Annotated in this window: 18 protein-coding genes and 2 tRNA genes; 7 read left to right on the top strand and 13 right to left on the bottom strand. The window is 47.9% G+C overall.

The genetic code is table 11. The annotated features are described in order from the left end of the window. The first annotated feature begins 23 nt into the window (after positions 1–23). Positions 24–1577 carry a bifunctional GNAT family N-acetyltransferase/carbon-nitrogen hydrolase family protein gene (locus ACXAGR_RS18740; protein WP_303574325.1) on the top strand — a complete coding sequence of 518 codons (1554 nt, stop codon included), beginning with the start codon at positions 24–26 and terminating at the stop codon, positions 1575–1577. A gap of 196 nt (positions 1578–1773) precedes the next feature. Continuing rightward, a complete protein-coding gene (locus tag ACXAGR_RS18735; RefSeq protein ID WP_474845653.1) occupies positions 1774–2565 on the top strand; it encodes a hypothetical protein in 792 nt (263 codons plus the stop codon). A gap of 158 nt (positions 2566–2723) precedes the next feature. On the opposite strand, the gene rpsO is transcribed toward ACXAGR_RS18735, so the two are convergent. From rpsO to ACXAGR_RS18680, 11 genes are all read right to left on the bottom strand, one after another. Then, entirely contained in the window at positions 2724–2993 is a 270-nt protein-coding gene (gene rpsO, locus ACXAGR_RS18730; protein WP_070125244.1) for a 30S ribosomal protein S15, read from the bottom strand. 97 nt (positions 2994–3090) lie between these two features. Beyond that, positions 3091–4068, bottom strand: a complete 978-nt coding sequence (gene truB, locus ACXAGR_RS18725; protein WP_474851879.1) for a tRNA pseudouridine(55) synthase TruB — start codon at positions 4066–4068, stop codon at positions 3091–3093. Then, on the bottom strand, positions 4068–4466 hold the full coding sequence (gene rbfA / locus ACXAGR_RS18720) for a 30S ribosome-binding factor RbfA (RefSeq protein WP_474851877.1): 399 nt from the start codon (positions 4464–4466) through the stop codon (positions 4068–4070). The genes truB and rbfA overlap by 1 nt, the downstream gene beginning before the upstream one ends. A gap of 83 nt (positions 4467–4549) precedes the next feature. Beyond that, entirely contained in the window at positions 4550–7159 is a 2610-nt protein-coding gene (gene infB, locus ACXAGR_RS18715) for a translation initiation factor IF-2 (RefSeq protein WP_474851875.1), read from the bottom strand. Positions 7160–7175: 16 nt separating this feature from the next. Next, positions 7176–8678: a transcription termination factor NusA gene (nusA, locus tag ACXAGR_RS18710; RefSeq protein ID WP_303574330.1), complete on the bottom strand. Its 1503-nt coding sequence runs from the start codon at positions 8676–8678 to the stop codon at positions 7176–7178. Between the two features lie 45 nt (positions 8679–8723). Further along, positions 8724–9182, bottom strand: coding sequence for a ribosome maturation factor RimP (gene rimP, locus ACXAGR_RS18705; protein ID WP_119501016.1), 459 nt, complete (start codon positions 9180–9182; stop codon positions 8724–8726). Between the two features lie 285 nt (positions 9183–9467). Continuing rightward, on the bottom strand, positions 9468–10481 hold the full coding sequence (locus tag ACXAGR_RS18700; protein WP_474845646.1) for a response regulator: 1014 nt from the start codon (positions 10479–10481) through the stop codon (positions 9468–9470). 2 nt (positions 10482–10483) lie between these two features. Then, positions 10484–13804, bottom strand: coding sequence for an MHYT domain-containing protein (locus ACXAGR_RS18695; protein WP_474851874.1), 3321 nt, complete (start codon positions 13802–13804; stop codon positions 10484–10486). Positions 13805–13991: 187 nt separating this feature from the next. Beyond that, positions 13992–14068, bottom strand: a tRNA-Met gene (locus ACXAGR_RS18690). 37 nt (positions 14069–14105) lie between these two features. Beyond that, positions 14106–14182 (bottom strand) — tRNA-Met (locus ACXAGR_RS18685). A gap of 161 nt (positions 14183–14343) precedes the next feature. Further along, complete coding sequence (locus tag ACXAGR_RS18680; RefSeq protein ID WP_474851873.1) at positions 14344–14649, bottom strand: 4a-hydroxytetrahydrobiopterin dehydratase; 306 nt, start codon at positions 14647–14649, stop codon at positions 14344–14346. A 270-nt stretch (positions 14650–14919) separates the two neighbouring features. Between ACXAGR_RS18680 and ACXAGR_RS18675 the strand changes: the two genes are divergently transcribed. The 5 genes from ACXAGR_RS18675 (at position 14920) to hemN (ending at position 21045) form a co-directional block, all read left to right on the top strand. Then, positions 14920–15315, top strand: a complete 396-nt coding sequence (locus ACXAGR_RS18675; protein WP_119501013.1) for a DUF3718 domain-containing protein — start codon at positions 14920–14922, stop codon at positions 15313–15315. 332 nt (positions 15316–15647) lie between these two features. After that, a complete protein-coding gene (locus ACXAGR_RS18670; protein WP_474845640.1) occupies positions 15648–16043 on the top strand; it encodes a DUF3718 domain-containing protein in 396 nt (131 codons plus the stop codon). Positions 16044–16434: 391 nt separating this feature from the next. Next, positions 16435–16719 (top strand): hypothetical protein, encoded by a 285-nt coding sequence (locus ACXAGR_RS18665; protein ID WP_474851871.1) that lies wholly within the window; start codon positions 16435–16437, stop codon positions 16717–16719. A gap of 263 nt (positions 16720–16982) precedes the next feature. Further along, positions 16983–19538: a TonB-dependent receptor gene (locus ACXAGR_RS18660; RefSeq protein ID WP_474851869.1), complete on the top strand. Its 2556-nt coding sequence runs from the start codon at positions 16983–16985 to the stop codon at positions 19536–19538. 133 nt (positions 19539–19671) lie between these two features. Continuing rightward, positions 19672–21045, top strand: a complete 1374-nt coding sequence (gene hemN / locus ACXAGR_RS18655; protein WP_474851867.1) for an oxygen-independent coproporphyrinogen III oxidase — start codon at positions 19672–19674, stop codon at positions 21043–21045. Here the strand turns inward: hemN and ACXAGR_RS18650 are convergent. Together ACXAGR_RS18650 and modB are read right to left on the bottom strand one after the other, a co-directional pair. Continuing rightward, positions 21038–22051, bottom strand: coding sequence for an ATP-binding cassette domain-containing protein (locus ACXAGR_RS18650; RefSeq protein ID WP_474851866.1), 1014 nt, complete (start codon positions 22049–22051; stop codon positions 21038–21040). The genes hemN and ACXAGR_RS18650 overlap by 8 nt on opposite strands. Then, the gene (gene modB, locus ACXAGR_RS18645) at positions 22039–22704 is read right to left on the bottom strand and encodes a molybdate ABC transporter permease subunit (RefSeq protein WP_119503374.1); all 666 of its coding nucleotides are present in this window, start codon (positions 22702–22704) and stop codon (positions 22039–22041) included. The genes ACXAGR_RS18650 and modB overlap by 13 nt, the downstream gene beginning before the upstream one ends.

Here is a 22704-nt window from a genome sequence, read left to right as displayed (position 1 = left end):
AATCAAAGAGTAAGGCGAATTTAATGAGTCAGGATATTCATCATAACGAAGAAACAGAGCATCATTTGGAACTGCGTAACTTAACGCTGGATGACTATGATGATGTAAAAGAACTGATGGACAAGGTTTACGCCAACGTGGGAGGCGCCTGGCCATTCAAAAATTACAAAGCTCAGGTTACCACCTTTCCTGAAGGCCAGATTTGTATCGAAGATAAAGGCAAAGTGGTTGCGTTTGCCATTTCAGTTATTGTGGATTACGACCAGTTTGACGACAAACATACCTATGATGAGATTACCGGTGACGCATACCTCACCACCCACGATCCTAACGGTGATGTGCTCTACGGAGTAGAAGTCATTGTATGTCCGGATTACCGCGGACTTCGACTTGGCCGGCGCTTATATGAAGCGCGGAAAGAGTTATGCCGGAATCTGAATCTGCAGTCTATTATGGCTGGCGGCCGCATTCCGAATTACGGCAAACACAGTCACGAAATGACGCCGTATGAATACATTGAAGCGGTGAAGTCGAAAGACATTTATGACCCTATCTTAACCTTTCAGTTATCCAACGGTTTCGAGGTAAAACAAATTCTGAAGGCCTATTTGCCGGAAGATGAAGCCTCCCGGGGTTATGCCACACTGCTTCAGTGGCACAATATCTATTATGAACCGGGTAATCCACGTTTATTCGGCGGCAAGAAATCGAATGCCCGCATCGGCTGTATTCAGTGGCAAATGCGTTACTTTGAGAACGTTGAAGAGTTACTGCAACAGGTAGAGTATTTTGTGGATGCTTTATCAGACTATGGCTGCGACGTTGCGCTGTTTCCCGAGTTCTTTAATGCACCGTTGATGGGACTTAGTGAGTCACAGGAGTCCATTGATGCCATCTGGCATCTGGCAAGCTATACGGATGAAATTCTTACCGCCGTTTCTCATCTCGCGGTGAGTTACAACATTACTATCATTGCCGGTTCAATGCCGGTTGTGGAAGACGAAGAATTATATAATGTCAGTTACATGTGCCGCCGCGACGGTACCATAGACAGCCAGTATAAAATTCACCCTACCCCACATGAGAAGAAAGACTGGATCATGAAAGGCGGTAACGCCCTGAATGTCTTTGACACAGACTTTGGTAAAATTGGCATTTTGATTTGTTATGACGTGGAGTTCCCTGAACTCGCCCGCATCCAGTCAGAACAGGAAATGCAGATCCTGTTTGTTCCTTTCTGGACAGATACCAAGAATGGTTATCTGCGGGTACGTCGTTGTGCACAGGCCCGTGCCATTGAAAACGAATGTTATGTGGCCATCGCCGGCAGTGTGGGCAACCTGCCGAAAGTAGATAACGTAGATATTCAGTACGGACAAACTGCCGTGTTCTCACCTTCTGATTTCTCGTTCCCTCACGATGCCATTGTGTCTGAGACAACACCAAACACCGAGATGACGCTGATTGTTGATCTTGATCTCGACAAGCTCACCAAATTGCAAAACGAAGGGTCCGTCCGCAACTATTTGGACAGACGTCGCGATCTCTACCGTGTTCAGTGGATTGGTGATAAATAAGTTGTTAACCGGCCAGTTAGCAGCCATAAACAGCAAACTGGCCTGCCCTTTGCTGTAACTTGTGGGAATTTAATAACAATGCACCCTGCGTGCATTGTTATTTCCCGCGGAGAATGGTATTGGTATGGGATTAAGGATACCATCTTCCTTATTAGCAAGATTAATCACCTGAAGTTGAGTTTTCAAAAGAGTAAGTATGTCTAACGATTCAAGAAACGATGATTTTCCTACCATCAGACTGGATGATGAAGATCGCCGCGACTACCAGCAAAAAAAGCACACCGCTGCACACACCATTAAAGCGGACACGAGTTCACAGTCAGGTACCAAAAAACCGGCGTCACCTGTTTCTGAAAAAAGTAGCGGTGGCGGTAACGGATTGTGGATTGCCCTTGTCGCCGTGGTCGCTCTGGCCGGCTGTGGCGGATGCTATTACTTGTATGATCAACTGCAGAAACAACAAATCGCTGCTGAAGATGCTGATTCACGCATTGCCCAGCTGGAAAGAAAACTCTCTGCAACAGGCGAAGAAATGGGTGAATCCACTGTCGCGCTGCAGGTGAAAGTGAGTGAGCTGACTGATAAAAGCAATGAATTGTGGGATCAGATGGATAAGCTCTGGGCCTCAGCCTGGCGCCGTAATCAGAAAGAAATCACGGATTTGGGTGATAAGCTTAACGCCACAGAAAACGGACTGAAGAAGTCAGTTACTGCGGTCGCTGAAGATTTAAAAGCCCAGCAAAGTAAGGTGGTTTCGTTAAACAACCAGTTAAGTGGTCTGGCTGATGAAATTCTGGCGCTGAACGTTCAACTTGAACAGGCGGCCGGTGATAAAGCCTCACAGGCGCAAACGGTTAAGAGCCTGTCTGACAAGATTTCAGTTCTGGAAAACCGTAACAACAGCCTGGCAGGCCGTATCAGCGGCATGGAAAACGAAATCCGTGAAATAGCGACAAAAGTCGTCGTCAGTCAGCCTCAACCTCAGTAATCTGTTGCCGGCAGGCGACATTCTGCCGCAAGCCAGAGTATTTTAGAGACTGTTTTCTGCCATCTACCGGTCTGCTCAGCAGATACTAACCCCGGCTAGAAAAATCTGCAGACACAAAAAAAGCGCCTTTCGGCGCTTTTTTCGTTCAGAACTGTGTCTTAGCGACGCAGACCTAAACGCTTGATCAGATCAAGATAACGTTCTGCGTTTTTACCTTTCAGGTAGTCAAGCAGTTTACGACGCTGGCTAACCATGCGCAGCAGACCACGACGTGAGTGGTGATCTTTCTTGTGGCCAGAGAAGTGACCTTGCAGTTTGTTGATGTTGTGAGTCAACAGTGCAACTTGTACTTCAGGTGAACCAGTATCACCTTCTTTAACGCCATAATCAGCTACGATTTGTGCTGTTTCTTCTTTAGTTAGTGACATAATTTTCTCCTGATTGGATTAAATTCCGCCGATCACTAATTCAGCGAAATTATGAGAGCGCGTATTATAACGATGACGTTACCATACGCAAGTAAAATCAATCTGTGTAGACGACTCTGCGTTTCGGCGAAACAAATACCTCACCGGCATCTGCCCGGGGCTGGTCTTTCGGCGATACCACGCCTTCTCCTACCCCCAGAAACAGCACTTCATCATCTTGTCTGGTATACACCCGGTATTGTTCACCGGCAACAAGTGATGCCGGGCTGTCAGGCAAAACACTCTGACCATGTTCAAAACGGGCACATTGCTGCGAGTCCAGCATAATTTCCGGTAATGATAAAACAGCCGTGTCCATGGGTAACAGCAGTTGGTCAAGGGTATCAAACTCCCCCTCATCCAGAGCTTCCTGCATAGCAATTACGTCATCCAGAGATACCATCTTATCTGCAGGATAATCAGCAACTTCCGTACGATGCAGACGGGTAACGTAACCACCGCAACCCAATTGCTGACCAATGTCATCCACCAGTGAACGGATGTAAGTACCTTTGCTGCAACGCACGCGCATGTCAACATCAGGTAACGCCATGCGGGTAATTTCCAGTTCGAAAATGGTGATATCCCGGGCTTCTCTTTCTACTGTAATGCCCTGACGCGCATAGTAGTAAAGCGGCTTTCCCTGGTACTTCAATGCTGAAAACATGGAAGGGATTTGCTTGCTCTGACCAAGAAACGCCTGGCAGGCACTGCGGACTTCGTCCTCAGAAACATTTACCGGCTTTTCTTCCACGACTTCGCCGTCAGCATCGGACGTGGTCGTTCTGACGCCCAGGTGCATGGTGACTTCGTAAGTTTTATCAGCATCTAACAGAAACTGAGAAAACTTTGTCGCTTCGCCCAGGCATATGGGTAACATGCCGCTGGCCAGCGGATCCAGCGCGCCGGTGTGACCGGCTTTCGCCGCTTTATAGCACCAGCGTACTTTTTGTAAAATCTGGTTAGATGAACCGCCTGTTGGCTTATTCAACAGCAATACACCGTTGATACTACGGCCCTTACGACGTCTGCCCATTAATCCTGCTCTTCGTCCCGCTGTTTACTTTTCGCTTCATCTTTTGCAATGGTTTCAGAAACCAGATTTGAGATGCGAATACCTTCGGTGAGCGATTCATCGCGGAAGAAATGCAAATGCGGCACACTGCGCATGCGCAAGCGTTTAGCCAGCAACGAACGAACGAAGCCCTTTGACTCTTCCAGTTGTTTTGTATGCGCTTTGGCCTCTTTTTCTTCGGCACCATAAATTGAAATGAAGATTTTCGCGTGTGCCAAATCTCTGGAGACTTCCACGTCTGCCACCGTGATCATAGGGATATTACCCACCCGGTGCTTGTATTCATTTTGCAGAATGCTGGCAACTTCTTTATGAACTTGCTGTGCCACTCTGTCTGTACGAGAAAATTCCCGTGCCATAGTTAACTCCTCATACCTGCATCAGGCTATAAGGACAAAAACGGGGGCTAACGCCCCCGCTTTGTCATTCAGCCATTTCAGGACTAAATTTGACGTGCAACTTCGATGACTTCGAAGACCTCGATTTGGTCGCCAACTTTAACGTCATTGTAATTCTTAACGCCGATACCACATTCCATACCGTTACGTACTTCCTGCACGTCGTCTTTAAAGCGACGCAGTGATTCCAACTCACCTTCGTAGATAACTACGTTGTCGCGAAGAACACGGATTGGATTGCTGCGCTTCACGATACCTTCAGTAACCATACAACCAGCGATGGCACCCAGTTTCGGTGATTTAAACACATCACGTACTTCAGCAAGACCGATGATTTCCTGACGGAATTCAGGGGCAAGCATACCGCTCATTGCCGCTTTCACTTCGTCAATCAGGTTATAGATAACGCTGTAGTAACGCAGATCGATTTCTTCACCTTCAATGACGCGGCGGGCAGTTGCATCGGCACGTACGTTGAAGCCAAGAATGATAGCGCCGGAGGCCGCTGCAAGTGTTGCATCAGTTTCAGTAATACCACCTACACCACTACCAACAATGTTCACTTTAACTTCGTTAGTAGACAGTTTCAGCAGTGATTCAGAAATCGCTTCCACAGAACCTTGTACGTCAGCTTTCAGTACGATGTTCAGTTCGCTGATATCACCGGCTTCCATGTTTGCAAACATGTTTTCCAGTTTCGCTTTCTGCTGGCGGGCAAGTTTCAGTTCACGTTTCTTCTGATGACGCTTGGCAGCTACTTCACGGGCTTTACGCTCGTCCTGTACAACGACTGCGTCTTCACCGGCTACCGGTACACCGGATAAACCCAGTACTTCAACAGGTGTAGAAGGACCAGCTACTTTCAGCTCGATACCGTTTTCGTCGCGCATAGCACGAACACGGCCGTACTCTTCACCACACAATAAGATATCGCCGGCACGCACTTCACCTTCCTGAACGAGAACCGATGCAATGGGACCACGGCCTTTATCAAGACGCGACTCAATCACCAGACCACGACCCGGACCATTCGGTACGGCTTTCAGATCAAGCAGTTCAGCTTGCAGCGTGATGGCTTCAAGCAGCTCATCAACACCCATACCTGTTTTTGCAGATACGTTTACAAACTGGTGTTCACCGCCCCACTCTTCTGAAATAACTTCCAGTTGAGACAGTTCAGTTTTAACACGATCAGGATCCGCTGTTTCTTTATCCATTTTGTTAACAGCAACAATCAGAGGTACGCCAGCCGCTTTCGCGTGCTGTACCGCTTCTTTAGTTTGCGGCATTACACCGTCATCTGCTGCAACAACCAGGATTACGATATCAGTTGCGGTTGCACCACGTGCACGCATTGCAGTAAACGCGGCGTGTCCCGGTGTATCCAGGAAAGCAATTTCGCCGTTATCCGTTTCAACTTTATATGCACCGATGTGCTGAGTAATACCACCGGCTTCGCCTGCGGCTACTTTAGCGCGGCGAATGTAGTCGAGTAATGACGTTTTACCGTGGTCAACGTGACCCATGATGGTAACAACCGGTGCACGGGTAATTTTCTCACCCTGACCGGATTCTGACATCAGTTCATCTTCCAGCGCATTGTCATTAACCAGCTCATACTTGTGACCCATTTCGTCAATAACAAGTGTGGCAGTATCCTGATCCAATACCTGGTTGATGGTAGCCATCTCGCCCATTTTCATCATGGTCTTGATAACTTCGTTAGACTTAACAGCCAGACGGTTAGCCAGTTCACCAACGGTAATAGTCGCACCCAGTTTAACAACACGTTCAACTGGCTGAGCCGGCTTATTAAAGCCTTGCTTCAGATGCTCACCGGCATTTCTCTTCGATTTCTTACGGCGACGTGAAGAACGCTCAACTTGCATGTCTTCCTCGTCTTCCGCTTCCTGCGCGTAACGGTTTGAGTGCATATGAACTTCAGCAGCCTCATCACGTTTACGACGCTCTTCTTCTTCTTTCCAGCGACGCTCGTTTTCTTCAGCCAGCTTACGGGCTTCATCAGCCGCACGCTTTGCTTCTTCTTCAAGCTTTTTCTTCGCTTCTTCTTCCTGTTGCTTACGCAGGCGCTCTTCTTCCTGACGTGCAGCTTCCTGCTCAGCCAGTTCTTCAGCACTCAGCTCGGGCGCTTCAGATTCTTTGCGAGCTTTCTCTTCAGCAGCTTTACGGGCACGCTCTTCTTCCGCCTTCTTCTTCGCTTCCGCCTCTACACGCGCTTTTTCTTCAGCCACTTTGCGGGCGGCTTCAGCGGCGGCTTCTTCTGCTGCTTTCTGTTCAGCTTCAAGACGTGCGCGTTCTTCTTCCAGACGGGCCTCTTCTTCAGCCGCTTTCTGTTCATCAACTTCGCTGCGCTTCACGTACGTGCGTTTCTTACGTACTTCAACTTTTACAGACTTAGACTTGCCTACACTTAACGTGCTGGTAGTTTTACGCTGCAGCGTCATTCGTGTCGGTTCGCCAGAACCGGCGCTACCGTGTTGCTTGCTCAGGTGCTCAAGAAGTTGACGTTTCTCATCTTCTGTAACGGAATCATCAACTGCTTTCGTAATACCGGCATCTTTAAACTGAGTTACCAGTCGGTCAACGGTTGTTCCAATGTCGCTGGCGAGCTTTTCTATGGATACTTCTGCCATCTTAGTCTTTTTCCCCTTATTGACCTTCTTCTTCACCAAACCAGACAATATTCCGTGCCGCCATGATGAGTTTTCCGGCGTCTTCTTCGGTCAATCCTTCGATATCACTAATATCGTCTGTTCCCTGCTCAGCCAGCTCTTCAAGGTCAGTAATTCCACGGCTAGCAAGGACATAGGCAATGTGTTTATTCATACCGTCAAGGTTCAGCAGCGCTTCAGTCGGTTCAGCGCCTTCCAGCGTTTCCTCATTCGCCAGAGCACGGGTAGTCAGTGCAGCACGTGCACGATTACGCAGTTCCTCAACAGTGTCTTCATCAAGGCCGTCAATGGCCAGCAGTTCGCTAACAGGGACATAAGCTACTTCTTCAAGTGTGCTAAAGCCTTCGCTAGCCAATAATTCTGCAAAATCTTCGTCAATATCCAGACCTTCAACAAACACCTGAAGTACTTTGGCAGTTTCTTCTTCGTGCTTCTTGTTCAGGTCGGCAACTGTCATGACATTCAGTTCCCAGCCGGTCAGCTGGCTTGCAAGGCGAACGTTCTGACCACTCCGGCCGATGGCCTGTGCCAGGTTGTCCTGCTCCACTGCAACATCCATTGCATGGGCGTCTTCGTCTACTACGATAGAAGCCACTTCAGCAGGTGCCATTGCGTTAATAACGAATTGTGCCGGGTTTTCGTCCCAAAGCACAATATCAACACGCTCACCGCCAAGTTCGCCGGATACAGCCTGCACACGTGAACCACGCATACCTACGCAGGCACCGACAGGGTCAAGACGCTTATCGTTTGTCTTCACAGCGATTTTTGCACGTGAACCCGGATCGCGGGCAGCGGACTTAATTTCCAGCGTCTCTTCGGCAATTTCCGGCACTTCCAGACGGAACAGTTCAACCAGCATGTCAGGATGAGTACGGCTGATAAACAGCTGTGCACCGCGGGCTTCAGGACGGATAACGTAAAGCAGACCACGTACACGGTCGCCCGGACGGAAGGTTTCGCGGGGCAGCATATCGTCACGGTAAATAACACCTTCAGCGTTATTACCCAGGTCGATAATAATGTTGTCACGGTTAACTTTCTTCACCGTGCCGGTTACCAGTTCGCCAACCTTGTCTTCGTATTCTGCAACCATTTGCGCGCGTTCAGCTTCACGTACTTTTTGTACGATAACCTGCTTGGCGGTTTGCGTAGTAATACGGTCGAATGCAATAGATTCAATCTGCTCTTCAACATAATCGCCCAGTTGTGCGTCAGGATCGTCAACTTGTGCGGCAGACAGCGACATTTCTGCATACGGATTTTCCTGTTCGTGATCGTCAGGAACAACCTCCCAGCGGCGGAACGTATCAAAATCACCGGTGGTGCGGTTAATGCTTACGCGTACTTCAATTTCGCCTTCGTTTTTCTTTTTCGTTGCGCTGGCAATCGCGTACTCCAGTGCTTCAAAGATCTTTTCTCTAGGCACTTGTTTTTCATTTGAAACGGCTTCTGCCACTAACAAAATTTCTTTATTCATTTTCGCCTCACTGATGCTTTCTTACGCTGAAAGCGTGCTGTTCCATTAGTCAAATGTGGGAACAATGTTTGCTTTTTCGATATTCGCCACAGCTAACTGGAACTGCTGGCCATCCACTTCAATATTGATCATGCCATTTTCACATGACAATAACTTTCCTTTGAAATTCCGCCGGTTATCCATAGGCACAGTCAAACGCGCCTGAATAACTTCACCCACGGCCTGCTCATAGTGCCTGGCCTTGAACAAAGGTCGATCCATACCCGGAGAAGACACCTCCAGGTTGTATTCCGTAGTAATTGGATCTTCAACATCAAGAATCGCACTTGCCTGGTAACTGACTTCCGCGCAATCATCAACGGTTACACCATTTTCATGGTCGATAAAAACACGCAAAATCGAATGCTTACCTGCACGTACAAATTCCACGCCTACCAGTTCGTAACCCAGGGCTTCAACACCCGGCTCAAGCATCTCGGTCAGTTTATCTTCAAGCTTTGCCAATCCTTACCTCCAAAAACGAAAAAAGGGCATATAGCCCAACTACTTAATTTACTGCCTGAAAAGGGAATAAATCAGTTTAAATACAACAAAAAGCCCCGTACTAGCGGGGCTTTTTGCAAGAATCTGAACCCTGTCTGCCAGAGGCAGTTGCAAACAATACAGGTTTAACTACGCAAAATACGCAGAAAAGTTTGCAAAATAGTTAGGCGTATACCGTGTAAAATGCTCCAGTAAGCCCGCTAACTAACTAGTTGGAGCGCATTATACTGGTACTCAGACCAGATATCAACTCAGTAACGGGTTTGGATCTTCATCTTTCCAGCGTTCTTTCACTTCTAAAATATCATCCAGACACTGGTCGAGTAATGCGATGAGTGCCGGGTCGAAATGAATACCACTCTGAGAATGCATAAAGTCGAGGGTTTTATCCACCGGCCAGGCTTCTTTATATGGTCTCCGGCTTGTGAGCGCATCAAAAACATCCGCCACTGCCACAATACGTCCTTCAATGGGGATGTCTTCCCCGGCGAGACCTTCAGGATACCCGGTGCCATCCCATTTTTCATGGTGTGTGAGTGCAACGATTCGCGCCAGATTCATGAGGTCAGAGTCTGCATCACCGAGTATTTCTGCACCAATTTTGGGATGGGTCTTCATGACCTCAAATTCTGAATCAGTGAGTCTGCCGGGTTTGAGCATAATACTGTCCGGAATTCCGATTTTACCGATATCGTGCATGGGGGCAGCGTGAAGCAGCATATCTGCCCTCGCTTCTGAAAAACCATACGCCAGCGCGATGATTTTTGAGAAGTGACTCATGCGCAGCACGTGCATGCCTGTTTCGTTATCTTTGTATTCTGCCGCCCGACCGAGTCGTTGTATGACTTGCATACGGGTGCGGCGTAATTCGTCAGACTGTACCAGGGAAAGGTGGGTCTTAACCCTCGCCAGCACCACCGGTGGCGAAATTGGCTTGGTTATATAATCCACGCCTCCGACAGCAAACCCTTCCGCTTCATCAGTCGCATCGTTAAGAGCTGTAACGAATATAACCGGTATATGCTTAAGACCGGATGTTTTTTTAAGGTGTGTACAGGCCTGAAAACCTGTCATTTCCGGCATCATCACATCCATTAAAATAAGATCAGGACGTTGTTTCTCTGCCAGCTTTAACGCTTCATCACCGCTTTTTGCAAAATAAAGGATGTAGTCTTTACCTAATAATTGTTTCAGTACCCGCAAGTTAACCGGTTCGTCATCTACCAGCAGTAATTTGGGCTTTCCGGGTTCACCAAACACACTTATTCCCCTGTTTGTTCTGTAGATGCAAGTAGTTGCTTAATTCGTTCAACAGCACGCTCAAATTCAAAATCATCCATATCCTGTAAAATGCCCTGCACCTGTACATTGTAGCTTCCAAAATACTGGCCTTCACAATATTGATAGGTAGATTCGTCAAACTGATTCTGCGCCGCTGAAACCAGCAGTGCATTCAGTGTGTTACGCAAGGCAGTAATGTCGACTTCCTCACGGGACTCTTCTGCAGCAGGCTCTTCCGTCTGCCGGTTGAGTTCATTTTCGACTTCCCGCAATGCCGTCTTAAGGGTAGGAATATCTTCGGCGCTTAAATGATCATTTCTTGCGCTGCGCTCGAACTCACCGCACAAATTCATCAGCTTTGTTAAGCCCAGATTACCGCTGACACCTTTCATGCCGTGCAGATATTTCACAACCTGCTCGTAATCATCATCAGCGAAGAAATTCACCAGTTTAGTCAGAGTTTCATGACTGTTGCGCAGGAACTGTGAGATTTCCTTATTGAGGGTATCCTTATCGCCCCAAAGCTGCACACCGCGGCGATAATCTATTGCACAGGCCTCTCTGGCTGTTTCTGTTTCACGCACACTTTCCTTTGTTTCAAAACCCAGCACTCTGGCAATTTCATTCACCAGTACAGGAAAATCGATGGGCTTGTTCGCAAAGCCTTCCATACCGGCATTTATCGCATCCTGTTTATCCTGTACCAGTACACTGGCGGTTAAGGCCACAATAGGCAGTTGTTTCAGATGATGTACCTGCTCATATTCACGGCGTCGTGCCGCCGCTGTCAAACCGTCCATTACCGGCATCTGTAAATCCATCAGCACAATGTCGAAACTGCCTTTATTCATTTTTTCCAGTGCTCTGGCACCGTTCTCTGCAAAGTCAACAGTGTGACCGGCGCGGTTTAGCAGCAAACTGATAAGATCAATATTCTGGCTGATATCATCCACCACCAGAATGTGCAGTGGCGGTAATTCAACGGTTGCTGCACGGATTTCGCCGACCTGTTTTTCCACCGCAGTGAGAGGCAGCGTGAAAGTGAAATTAGTGCCTCTTCCCGGTTCGCTGGACACCGAGATCGTGCCGCCCATTAACTCAACCAGTTGTTTACTGATTGTCGTACCAAGACCTGTACCGCCATATTTGCGGCTCATGGAAGCATCTGCCTGTGCAAAGGCATCAAAAACCCGGCTCACCTGGTCGCTGGTCATGCCGATACCGCTGTCGCTGACGGAAAATGCGATCATACCGTCGGCGTCCGGGTAGACTTCTACATCAACTTCGCCGTGGGCAGTGAATTTCACGGCATTACTGATAAGGTTATTCAGCACCTGCCGGATACGCTCAGGAGCACCGTAATAGTAATCAGACAAAGATGGCGAAACACTGACCCCCAGCATCAGCCCCTTTCTCTTCGCTTCAAGCCAGTAGGTAGAAATCACCGTGTCAATTTCTTCGGTAATTGAAAAATCACGGTATTCAAGATCAAGCTTGCCTTTATCAAGTTTGGCACTGTCGAGAATATCGTTCAGTAAATGAAGTAGCGAGCGCGCAGACCGGTTAATGGTTGTCAGGTGTTTATGCTGGCCGTCTGTGAGTTTTTCATCCAGTAAAATATCACTGAAACCGATAATGGCATTCATGGGTGTACGGATTTCATGACTCATATTAGCAAGGAAGCTGGCTCTGGCCGCAGCGGCCTGCTCGGCATCATTTTTCGCATGACGCAGCTCTTCCTCCATTTCCTTACGGGAAGTGATGTCCATAATAAAGCCGTCGACCCAGCTCACTGACTTGTCGGTGCTGTGTACAACGTTGCCGTACTCGCGCAACCACTTTATTGTTCCGTCTTTATGAACAAGACGGTATTCCACATAAAAGTCAGCGCCGGAACGGCGGGCAGTAAGAAACGACTCCCGGTCGTCCTCATGCACCAGTTGCTCAAGGGTAACCGGTGAGTCTGAACGGATAAATGCTGAAACCGGATATCCGCTGAATTCCTCAACAGCCGCACTGACAAATTCGAAAGGCCAGCCGGGTGTATTCATACTGCGATAAGCCATGCCGGGAATATTATGGAAAAAAGACCGGAACTTAGCTTCGTTGTCCCTGATAGTCTTTTCCATTTCGATGCGTTCGCGGTTGTCGCCCACGATGACCACAAACAGATTTTGTTCACCTAATCGGGTGTGGCCCACCCCCACCCGAACCGGAACCCGCTGGCCCGTTTTATTAAGTGCTTCCACATCACGGCTAACTCCGATAATTTGTTCATCAACAGGAACCACTTCCTGCCGGAAAAATTGCTCATTGTAGCGGCTGCGCATTTCTTCAGGAATCATACGATGAATAGAGTGACCGGTAAGATCTTCCTCTGTCCAGCCCAGTATGGTTGTCACCGCCTGATTCATATTCAGCACAGTTCCCTGGCCATTGACAGTAAGGATGCCATCAATAGCAGTATCCATCAGCGCAAGCTGGGTACGGCGGCTGTTCTCAGCCTTTTGAGAAATATCCATGTAACGGAACAACAATGTAACGCCCATCACAATGCCAATAATCAATAACGTGAAGAAACTCACATAGCCAGCAAGGATGTACGACAGAGATTGATCCTGAGCAGAGGTTTCCAGTCCGGGAGGGGCAACAAAGCGGGCGGCAGCCATACCGGTATAGTGCATTGCCGTGATCGCACAACCCATCACAACGCTGGCGATAACCCGGATACCTTTAAATCCGCGGGAAATTGCAAATCGCTTCAGACCAAACTTTATCCATAAAGACAACATGGCCAGCAATACCGCCACAACGATGGATAAGGCAAAAACAGGCAGGTTGTACCGTAACAGAGGCGCCATTTCCATAGCCGCCATCCCGGTATAATGCATCGCCCCGATACCCGAGCCGACAAGGACGCCGCCAATAAATATCTGAGAAAATTTCACTTTCCGGTGAGTCAAACTTTGCAATGCAACAAATGCTGCCAGCACGCCGGGAATAAAGGACATAAATGTTGTCCACGGAGCCCAGCTAACGGGAGTACACAACTCAAAAGCCAGCATACCAATAAAGTGCATGGCCCAAATTCCGCCTCCCAGCGCCAGACTTCCCAGACCAATCAAAATTAGTCTCCGGTTATTATCTTCAGATTCTGCGGCCTGACCGGCTACGCGGAACGCCATATAAGAAGAAGCAACCGATATAAAAATGGAAATAGTTACCAGAACAGGTGAATATTCGCCGGTAAGTAACAGAGAGGTGTCAGGAATGACAAAAAAAGACATCAGCCATTCGAGCATCAGTAAGTCCATGTATAGTTTATTATCAATAGTTAGCGTAACAGCTATTGAGTAAAGTACAAATTGGTTGCAGGGCGAAAGTCGTGAAGTTGCCGAAAAAGTACGGTGAAGCGCAACTTAATAAAGAGTGATGACTTATTTGTGGGAAAAATATATGGGAATTAATTTAGAACTTAAACATTCGGATTGGTTGCGGGAGCTGGATTTGAACCAACGACCTTCGGGTTATGAGCCCGACGAGCTACCAGACTGCTCCATCCCGCGTCCGAATTAAATAGATTGTGCTCTCAAAGAAGTAAAGTGGTTGCGGGAGCTGGATTTGAACCAACGACCTTCGGGTTATGAGCCCGACGAGCTACCAGACTGCTCCATCCCGCGTCCGTTTACTTACCGGCTGTTGGCTGTTTGAAAGCCCCCTGCCGTTGAGTGGTGCGTATTATACATAGGCATTAATCCTTGGCAAGGGATAGAAGTAAGAATATTGCAATTTTTTGACTGTTCGGACAATATTCCGGCAGACCGCTCAATTCGCATACAAATTACTGTAAAAGACTCTCCATTTTGGTAGCTAATTTGAAGTCCAGCTCAGTAATTCCCCCTGCATCATGGGTCGTTAATGCAACATCTACTTTATTATAAACATTAAACCATTCCGGGTGATGGCGTAGTTTTTCAGCCCATATTGCAGCCTGAGACATCCAGCCAAAGGCGCGGATAAAGTTTCTGAAAACAAATTGCTTCGTCAACTTCCCTTCTTTTAAAACCCACTGCTTATCTTCTGCTAAACCTTCGTTCAATTCCGTGAGCGCTGTGGCAATCGCCTGATCATCTAGCTTTTCTGTCATGTCATTGCTCCTGCTTTCATTATTAGAAGTATAAATCTGTCTATATAGTTAGTACGCTTACTTTGTCCTTAGCGGATTCACTCTTCAAGTTTTCGTCGGCAGAAAGTGAAGACCAGTCCGGGCTGCAAACTTTACAAGCCCCCTTCAGTTAGGTATCAGTTCAAATACCAATGTTTATCCCCTGGTATTTTTCTTCCTCTTCAACTTTTGTTTAATAGGTCCCGAACAAACAACACAACATAAACTTTTAACTACTTCGAGGATTTAACCATGTTGAAAATTGTTAAGACTTCTATCATCGCTGCAACTCTGGGTTTAACTTTCGCTGGCGCAGCTCAGGCTGATATCAACGACGACTTAGCTAACATCTGCACAATCGTTCAGGCTGACGACAAAGGTGAACTACGTAAGAAAATTCGTCTGGTAGAATCTGACTACCGTTTGAAACTGCGCGACTATTACACTGGCATCAGCTGTGGTGGCAACAGCCTTATCCGTACTGCCATCAGCAGTAACGCAGTAGAAACTGGTACGCTACTGGTTAAGAAAATGCCTAAGAGTGACCTGGGTGCGCCGGAAGCTGATGGCAAAACGTTGCAGGCATGGGTAAACGAAACCGGTAACCAGGGCAGCCCTATCGCTGACGAACTGGCTAAGCGTCTGTAATTTTATTACGACTAAAAATTTAAAGTACCATTTCAACATGGTAGCAGGCGAAAGCCTGCACTTAAGAAGCGGCGGAAACGCCGCTTTTTTTCGTCTTAAATCCGGCCTGATATTTTTCGCTGATGTGCTGAGATAAAAACATTAAAATGCCAGACCCAAAAAAAAGACAATTAAGCAAACAAATACAATCACTTATCTAATAATCATCAGATTATCGTATTTCACAGCATACCTTAGTATTCACCCTGCTATTTTTCATTCTGCATTAATTTAGTTTAATTAAACCCGAACAAACAACACCACTTTTTAATTTTATTTCTGAGGAATTAACCATGTTGAAAATTGTTAAGACTTCTCTCATCGTAGCAACAATGGGTTTAGGTTTTACTGGCGTAGCGCAAGCGGACATCAATGATGATCTGGCTAACATTTGCACTATTGTACAAGCTGACGATAAAGGTGAGCTGCGTAAGAAAATTCGTCTGGTAGAATCTGATTACCGCCTGAAGCTGCGTGATTACTACTCTGGCATCAGCTGTGGTGGCAACAGCCTTATCCGTACTGCCATCAGCAGCAACGCAGTAGAAACCGGCACCTTGCTGGTGAAGAAAATGCCCAAGAGCGACCTGAGTGCACCGGAAGCTGATGGCAAAACCCTTCAGGCCTGGGTAAACGAAACTGGTAACCAGGGCAGCCCTATCGCGGATGTTTTGTCTAAGCGCCTCTAAGGATTAAGACGAAACAGAAGATACCATTTCAACATGGTAGCAGGTTAACGCCTGCACTCTAAAAAGCGACGGGAACGTCGCTTTTTTCTTTTATAGAATTGATAAATAAGAAAAATTCACCCCATCATAAAAGTTATAGTTGAAAATACGAAATAGCTGATTAAAGCTGGTCACAGGGTAAAAAACAACAATTTTCGGGAGAAAATACACCCGCCAAAATGACGTAACTAGTTGTAAAATATATAGATACCAAATTTATCGTATTTTATCACATACCTAAGTATCAGCCCGGGCGTATCTAACGGCGTCATTATCGCCTTTAATAGATAGCGAACAAACAACATCATTGCGGGCGCTTCCGGCGCCCTGTTTTTTAAACAGGATAAACAGAATGAAAACTATCAAAGCAACACTAATCGGTTTATCTCTGCTGGCTTCCAGCAATGTTGTTCTGGCCGGCACTAGCGAAACAGCCTCCGTAGCAGCGGCTTCCGGTGTTGCAGAGATTTCAGTGAAAAAGAAAGTTCGCGCAGGTAAATCCTTAGACAAAACTATTCTGACGGCGGCAGCCGTAGAAGAACAACAAACTGCAGACATCTTCAGCTCCCTGCAGGAAAACAAAAAGACACTTCTTTTAAAAAATTTACCAGACCATCTTGTTGCGGCTAACCCGTAACATGCACCAGGGAAGGTGTTGAACCTTTCAACATGGTAAGCAGAGTAACATCTGCATCTCCGCGGCCCGTTTTACGGGCCGCAATTTTTTGTGCTATCCGTATATAGTCCCTCCCGCCCTGCTCATACCTGTTTCTGTTTTTATAAAATTGTCATGAAACTTGCTGATTATTCGTGCAGAATAATGGCCGTTTTTCAAAAGGAGTCTGAAAAACCTTTTCATCGCAGCGAAGGACCGGACAAAATAAGAAACAGGAATTGTTCATGTCGCACAGCTCAACAGGCAGGTTGTTTTATTTTTCTCTGATAAGTAGCGCCTTAGTCACCTCTTTTCAAAGTATTGCCCGGCAAGATCCTTCTCCGACCAAACTTGAACGTATTGAAGTTACCGCTCAGAAACGCCCGCGGGATATGCAGGATGTGCCTGTTGCCATGTCTGCCATCACCGGAAAGATGATTAATGAAACAGCATCAATGGACGTTTTCGACATTCAGGGTTATGTACCCGCTTTTTCTGCCTTTCAAAGTCAAAGTGCGGTTAACTCCAGTTTTTCCATACGGGGAATTGGTACCTCGTCACAGAATTACGGTTTTGAGTCATCTACCGGTCTTTACATGGACGGCGTCTACCGGTCAAGACAGAATGCGGTGATCAATGATTTAGTCGATATTGATACTGTAGAAATTCTTCGCGGCCCTCAGGGCTCACTTTTCGGTAAGAATACACCGGCTGGTGCAGTGGTTTTCAGAACGCGACAACCTGATTTTGAAACCGGCAATGGCTTTATAACAGCAACCGCCGGCAATGATGATTTCTTTCGGCTAAATGGAGCAACGTCAGTTAATGTAATTGATAATAAACTGGCTGCCAGAGTATCAGGCTTCAGTACTCGCAGAGATGGGTGGATAGACGACAAAGGATATGGTGAAAACTCAATTAATGACAGGAGCCGTTCCGGTGTGCGTCTGCAAACCCTGTATACGCCGTCAGACGACGTATCTGTGCGGGTGATTGCCGATTACGCAGAGCTCAATGAACATTGTTGCGGTGCATTAACGTTGCAGGATAACCGGCAAGCCAACGGTGTCGAAGGGAAATTCGGAACAGACACCTTGCTGATGATGGCACCGTTCAATGCCACCTTATTTACCGGTGATGAGTTTTACCGCTATACCACGGCACTCAGCTCCCTGCCCGAATCCCGCATGCAGGACAAGGGGCTTTCTGCAGAAATAAACTGGCAAACATCCCCCGCATTATTGCTCACCTCCATCACAGCCTGGCGTGGCTTTGACAGCTTCGACCAGACAGATACAGATTTTACTGATGCAGACTTGCTTTCCACTACCAACAACGCGCGACAACAGGCATTTTCCCAGGAGTTGCGGGCAACCTGGTCCGGTGAGCATGTCACTACCATCGCCGGATTGTGGTATTTCAGCCAGAACCTTGACCTGGATTTTGCTATCACCACCGGTGACGCATTTCCGGCATTTTTCGCAGCGTCTGCGGCTGAACTACAACCCCTGACTGACGGCATAAATGCCCTGAGTGCAGCAACATCCGGCCTTGTCCCCGCTGTTGCATCAGCCACGCCCGGCCAGACTCAGTTTGCCCACAATGCTTATCAGCAGCAGGACAGCCTGGCCCTATTCAGCCAGACTGACTGGCAATTTGCTGAAAAATTTACCCTCACAGCCGGATTACGATACACCCGCGAGGATAAAACATTGACCGCCCGTTTTGATGAACAGGGTCCCGGCATTGACGGATTACCAACAGGTACTGAAAACATTCCTGATCCGCTGAGTGCCGCTGTCGCCCTTGGCTCTTTTGCTCAGAGCCTGGTAACCGGCAATCCCCCTGATTACACTCAGCTCAGTGCGCTGCTTCCTTTTACTCAGGCGGGCTGGGGCTATTATTTTCTCGGTACAGCATCGGTACTTCCCCGTAGTGATCTGGATGAAAAACGTAACGACGGACAACTTACAGGGACGCTGAAACTAAGCTGGCAACCAGATAACAATAGCCTCTGGTATGCCAGTACCAGCACAGGGTTTAAATCGGGAGGCATGAATACAGATCGCATTGCCGAAGGGTTAAGCCCCCAATTTAACGCTGAAAAAGCCACCGCTTACGAACTGGGTGTGAAAAAGCAATTTCCGGAGCAAAACCTGCGTATTAACGGTGCACTGCATTATACCCAAATCAAAGATTTTCAAGCCTCGACTTTTACCGGTCTTGGTTTTAATTTACAAAATGCCGGCGACTTACATACTAAAGGATATGAACTTGAAATTGTCTGGTTTCCTGTTTCCGATACCCGTGCCGGCCTGACCCTGGCCCGTACCCTTACCGGTTTTGATGATTTTGAAAAAGGCACCTGCCAGGTTGCTTATCCCTGGCATACCGGGACGGATGATCCCGGCCGGCCTTTTGCAGATACACCCTACTGCTCCAGAACCGGTGATCGCTTGGGGTTTGAACCGGAAACCTCTGCCAGCCTGACGTTGCAACACACATTAATGGCAGGCGGGTATCCGGTTGTCATGGCTGCAGATTATCAATATACGGGAGACTTGTTCCTTGATGATACTAACGATCCGTATAAACACAGCAGCAGTTATGCCCTGGTGAACGCACGGGTTGAACTGTCAGTCCCGCAGTGGGATACACGCATCACGTTATGGGGCAGGAACCTGACAAATAAAGAGTACATCGCCAGAAACGGTTTCGATGTACCTGTTCAGGCCGGCAAGCTTATGGCTTATCCCGGCCAGCCGCTCTCCTGGGGTGTGACTGTTACCCGCGAGTTCTGATTGTCATTTCGAAGAGTAAACGCCGGCCGGTTGCGTTAAGCAAAACTGGCTGGCGAAAACTTGAAGTAGATCAACAACACCTCTTTGTCTGCTGATTATACTTTCCGTGCATTCTACTCAAGCCGGAATAACCATGTCAGCAAACGAATTATTCGATCCCGCACGCCTGAAGAAATACAATATTAACGGGCCGCGCTATACCTCTTACCCAACCGCGTTAACGTTTTCCGGGTTATCTGAACCAGCGCCTCTGGAAAAAGCACTGAGTATCACTCAGGCCAGCGGCGTTTCACTGTATGTACATATTCCTTTCTGCCACAGCCTCTGTTATTACTGCGGCTGCAATAAAATTGTGACCAGACATCAGGAAAAAGCAGATCGTTATCTGGATTATCTGGAAAAAGAAATTCAACGGCGCGCGCCTGCTTTCCGGCACCGTAAAGCGGAGCAAATACACTTAGGAGGCGGCACGCCGGGGTTCCTCACAGAGCAGCAACAAACACGCCTGGCAGGCATGCTTACATCGGCTTTTGATGTGGTCAGCGATGCAGAAATGAGTATTGAAATCGATCCCCGCCGTACCACGCCTGCTTATTTGCGACACCTGTCCTCTTTAGGCTATAACCGCCTGAGTATTGGCGTACAGGATACCGATTACCGTGTGCAGGAAGCGATAAACCGGGTTCAGAGCACATCCCATATCGCCACGCTGGTAGATTGCGCCCGTTCCGCCGGATTTAAATCTGTGAATCTGGATCTGATTTACGGCCTGCCTCATCAGACAGCAGATACCTTTGCTACTACACTTGCAGCGGTAAAGGCGATGACGCCGGAGCGGATTTCCCTGTTCAGCTACGCACATCTGCCTGAGCGGTTTGCTGCCCAGCGCAAAATAAAAAATGAGTGGCTGCCTTCTGCACAGGTAAAAACAGGACTCATGAAACAAGCCATCACCAGCCTTACACAGGCAGGTTATGAAATGATTGGCATGGACCATTTCGCCCTGCCGTCTGACGAACTGGCTGAAGCGCAACGTAATAAAAAATTGCACCGGAATTTTCAGGGCTACACCACTCGGGGGGATCTGGATTTACTGGGGCTGGGTGTTTCCTCTATCAGTGCCGCAGGCAATGTTTATCTACAAAACCCGAAAACCCTGAATGACTATTACGGCAAACTTGATAACAATGAAGAAATTGCAGAAAAAGGGGTGTTTCTGTCGCCCTCAGATCTGCTCAGACGCTACGTTATCCAACGATTAATGTGCAATCTTGCCGTGGATTTTTCTGCAACTGAGGCGCTTTTCGGCATTCAGTTCCGCCAGCATTTTGAGCCGGAACTGGCGGCACTGAGAGAATTTGAAGAAGATGGTTTATTACAGGTAACCGGAACGGGTATCGAGGTATTTCCGTCAGCAAGACTGTTTATCCGCATCATCTGTATGACTTTCGACGCTTACCTTAAAGGCAGTGCCGCAATTCAGCACCGGTATTCCAGAGTTATCTGAGTTTAAACCTGGCGGTTACAGCTTCTCCCTCACGGAACTGTAACCGTTCCTGTGACAACTGACTGATTAGCGCAAACAATCTGCTGCGACCACACATCAGATTTATCATCACCTGCCCGCCCCTGCTTTCAGACACGCACTCAATGACACAGGGCAAGGCATTAACAATGGAAGAGGCGTTGGCTTCCTGCCGGTCGATACTGACATCCCTGGCGTCGATGGTCAGCATGGCCTGTTCCTTACTGACCACAGGATGGCGCGCATAGAGCGTATGACCTTCGCATTCTATGGCATAACAAGCTTGCTCAGGCAGATGTGCTTTTAGTGCGCCTTTAAGCACACTGAACTGCTGTTCGAAATTTGGCATAGACGGAGTTAACTGTGCCAGCACATCATTTGATGCGCCCTGATGGACAATACTGCCCTGCTCCATCCACGCCATGTATTCACTGTACAAAGCCAGTTCACGGAGGTCGTGGGACACCATCAGCATTTTCAGACCGCTGCGGGCCAGCTTTGTTAAATACTTAAGCACATCGTGTTTTAACGTATCATCCAGCGCGCTCACCGGTTCGTCCAGTAACAGAATTTGCGGTGAATTTAATATGGCTCTGGCAATGGCTACCCGTTGCGCTTCGCCACCCGAGAGTGTATCGGGCATACGTGTCATCAGGTGATTACATTTACATCCCAGAACCACTTCATCAAAGTGATAGGTTTGCTGTTTTGCAAAATCTGCCGCCAGCAGTAAATTCTGCCCCACTGATAAATGGGGGAACAACAGACTGTCCTGAAACACGAGCCCTGTGCGGACCCTGGCAATGCGACTATTTTCCCACTGCCCGGTGACTTTTGCAGAACCGGTAAGTCCGGCCAGGCAACGCAGTAATGTTGATTTACCGGCGCCGGATGGTCCGCTCAGGCCAATAAATTGTGCCGTTGCCGGTAACTGAATACTGGCATTGAGTTGCAGATTTTCCCATGCTGCCTGCACTACGACTTCCATGACGACACTCCGTTTCGGTTATAGCGGTAAAGCAGCGCCATCAGCAGGAAGGAAAAGACCAGCAAGCCAAGAGCAAGCGCATGAGCCTGACCGTATTCAAGTGCCTCCACATGCTCAAACAACGCAATAGACAGTACCTGAGTTTCACCCGGAATATTGCCGCCTATCATCAGCACCACACCAAATTCACCGATGGTGTGGGCGAAACTTAATCCAAGTGCAACGATAAAGGCGGGTTTACAGATAGGCATAATGATGCGACGGAAACGTGACCATTTGGACATTCCCATGGTGCGGGCTACATCGATATAACGACTGTCCAGCTGAATAAAACTGGCATAAAGAGGCTGTACGGCAAAGGGCAGTGAATAAATCACCGACCCCAGCACCAGTCCGGAAAAAGAAAAGGCCAGCTGCTGACCGGTTACGGCCTGCCATAATTGCCCTGCAAGTGCATCCGGGGAAAACACCACCAGCAGATAAAAACCCAGCACGGTGGGCGGCAACACCAACGGCAGCGCCACCACAGCAAGTACCAGATTCTTTGCTTTATGCTGCCAGCGGGATAACTTCCATGCCAGCGGCGTGGCAATCAGCATCAGCACCAGACTGGTGATCAGTGCCAGTTCCAGAGTGAGCCAGATAGCATCCAT

The sequence above is a fragment of the Alteromonas sp. ABH4_457 genome (assembly GCF_056160625.1).
The sequence above is the reverse complement of the archived record's forward strand: the minus strand, read 5'-3'. Positions and strand labels throughout refer to the sequence as shown.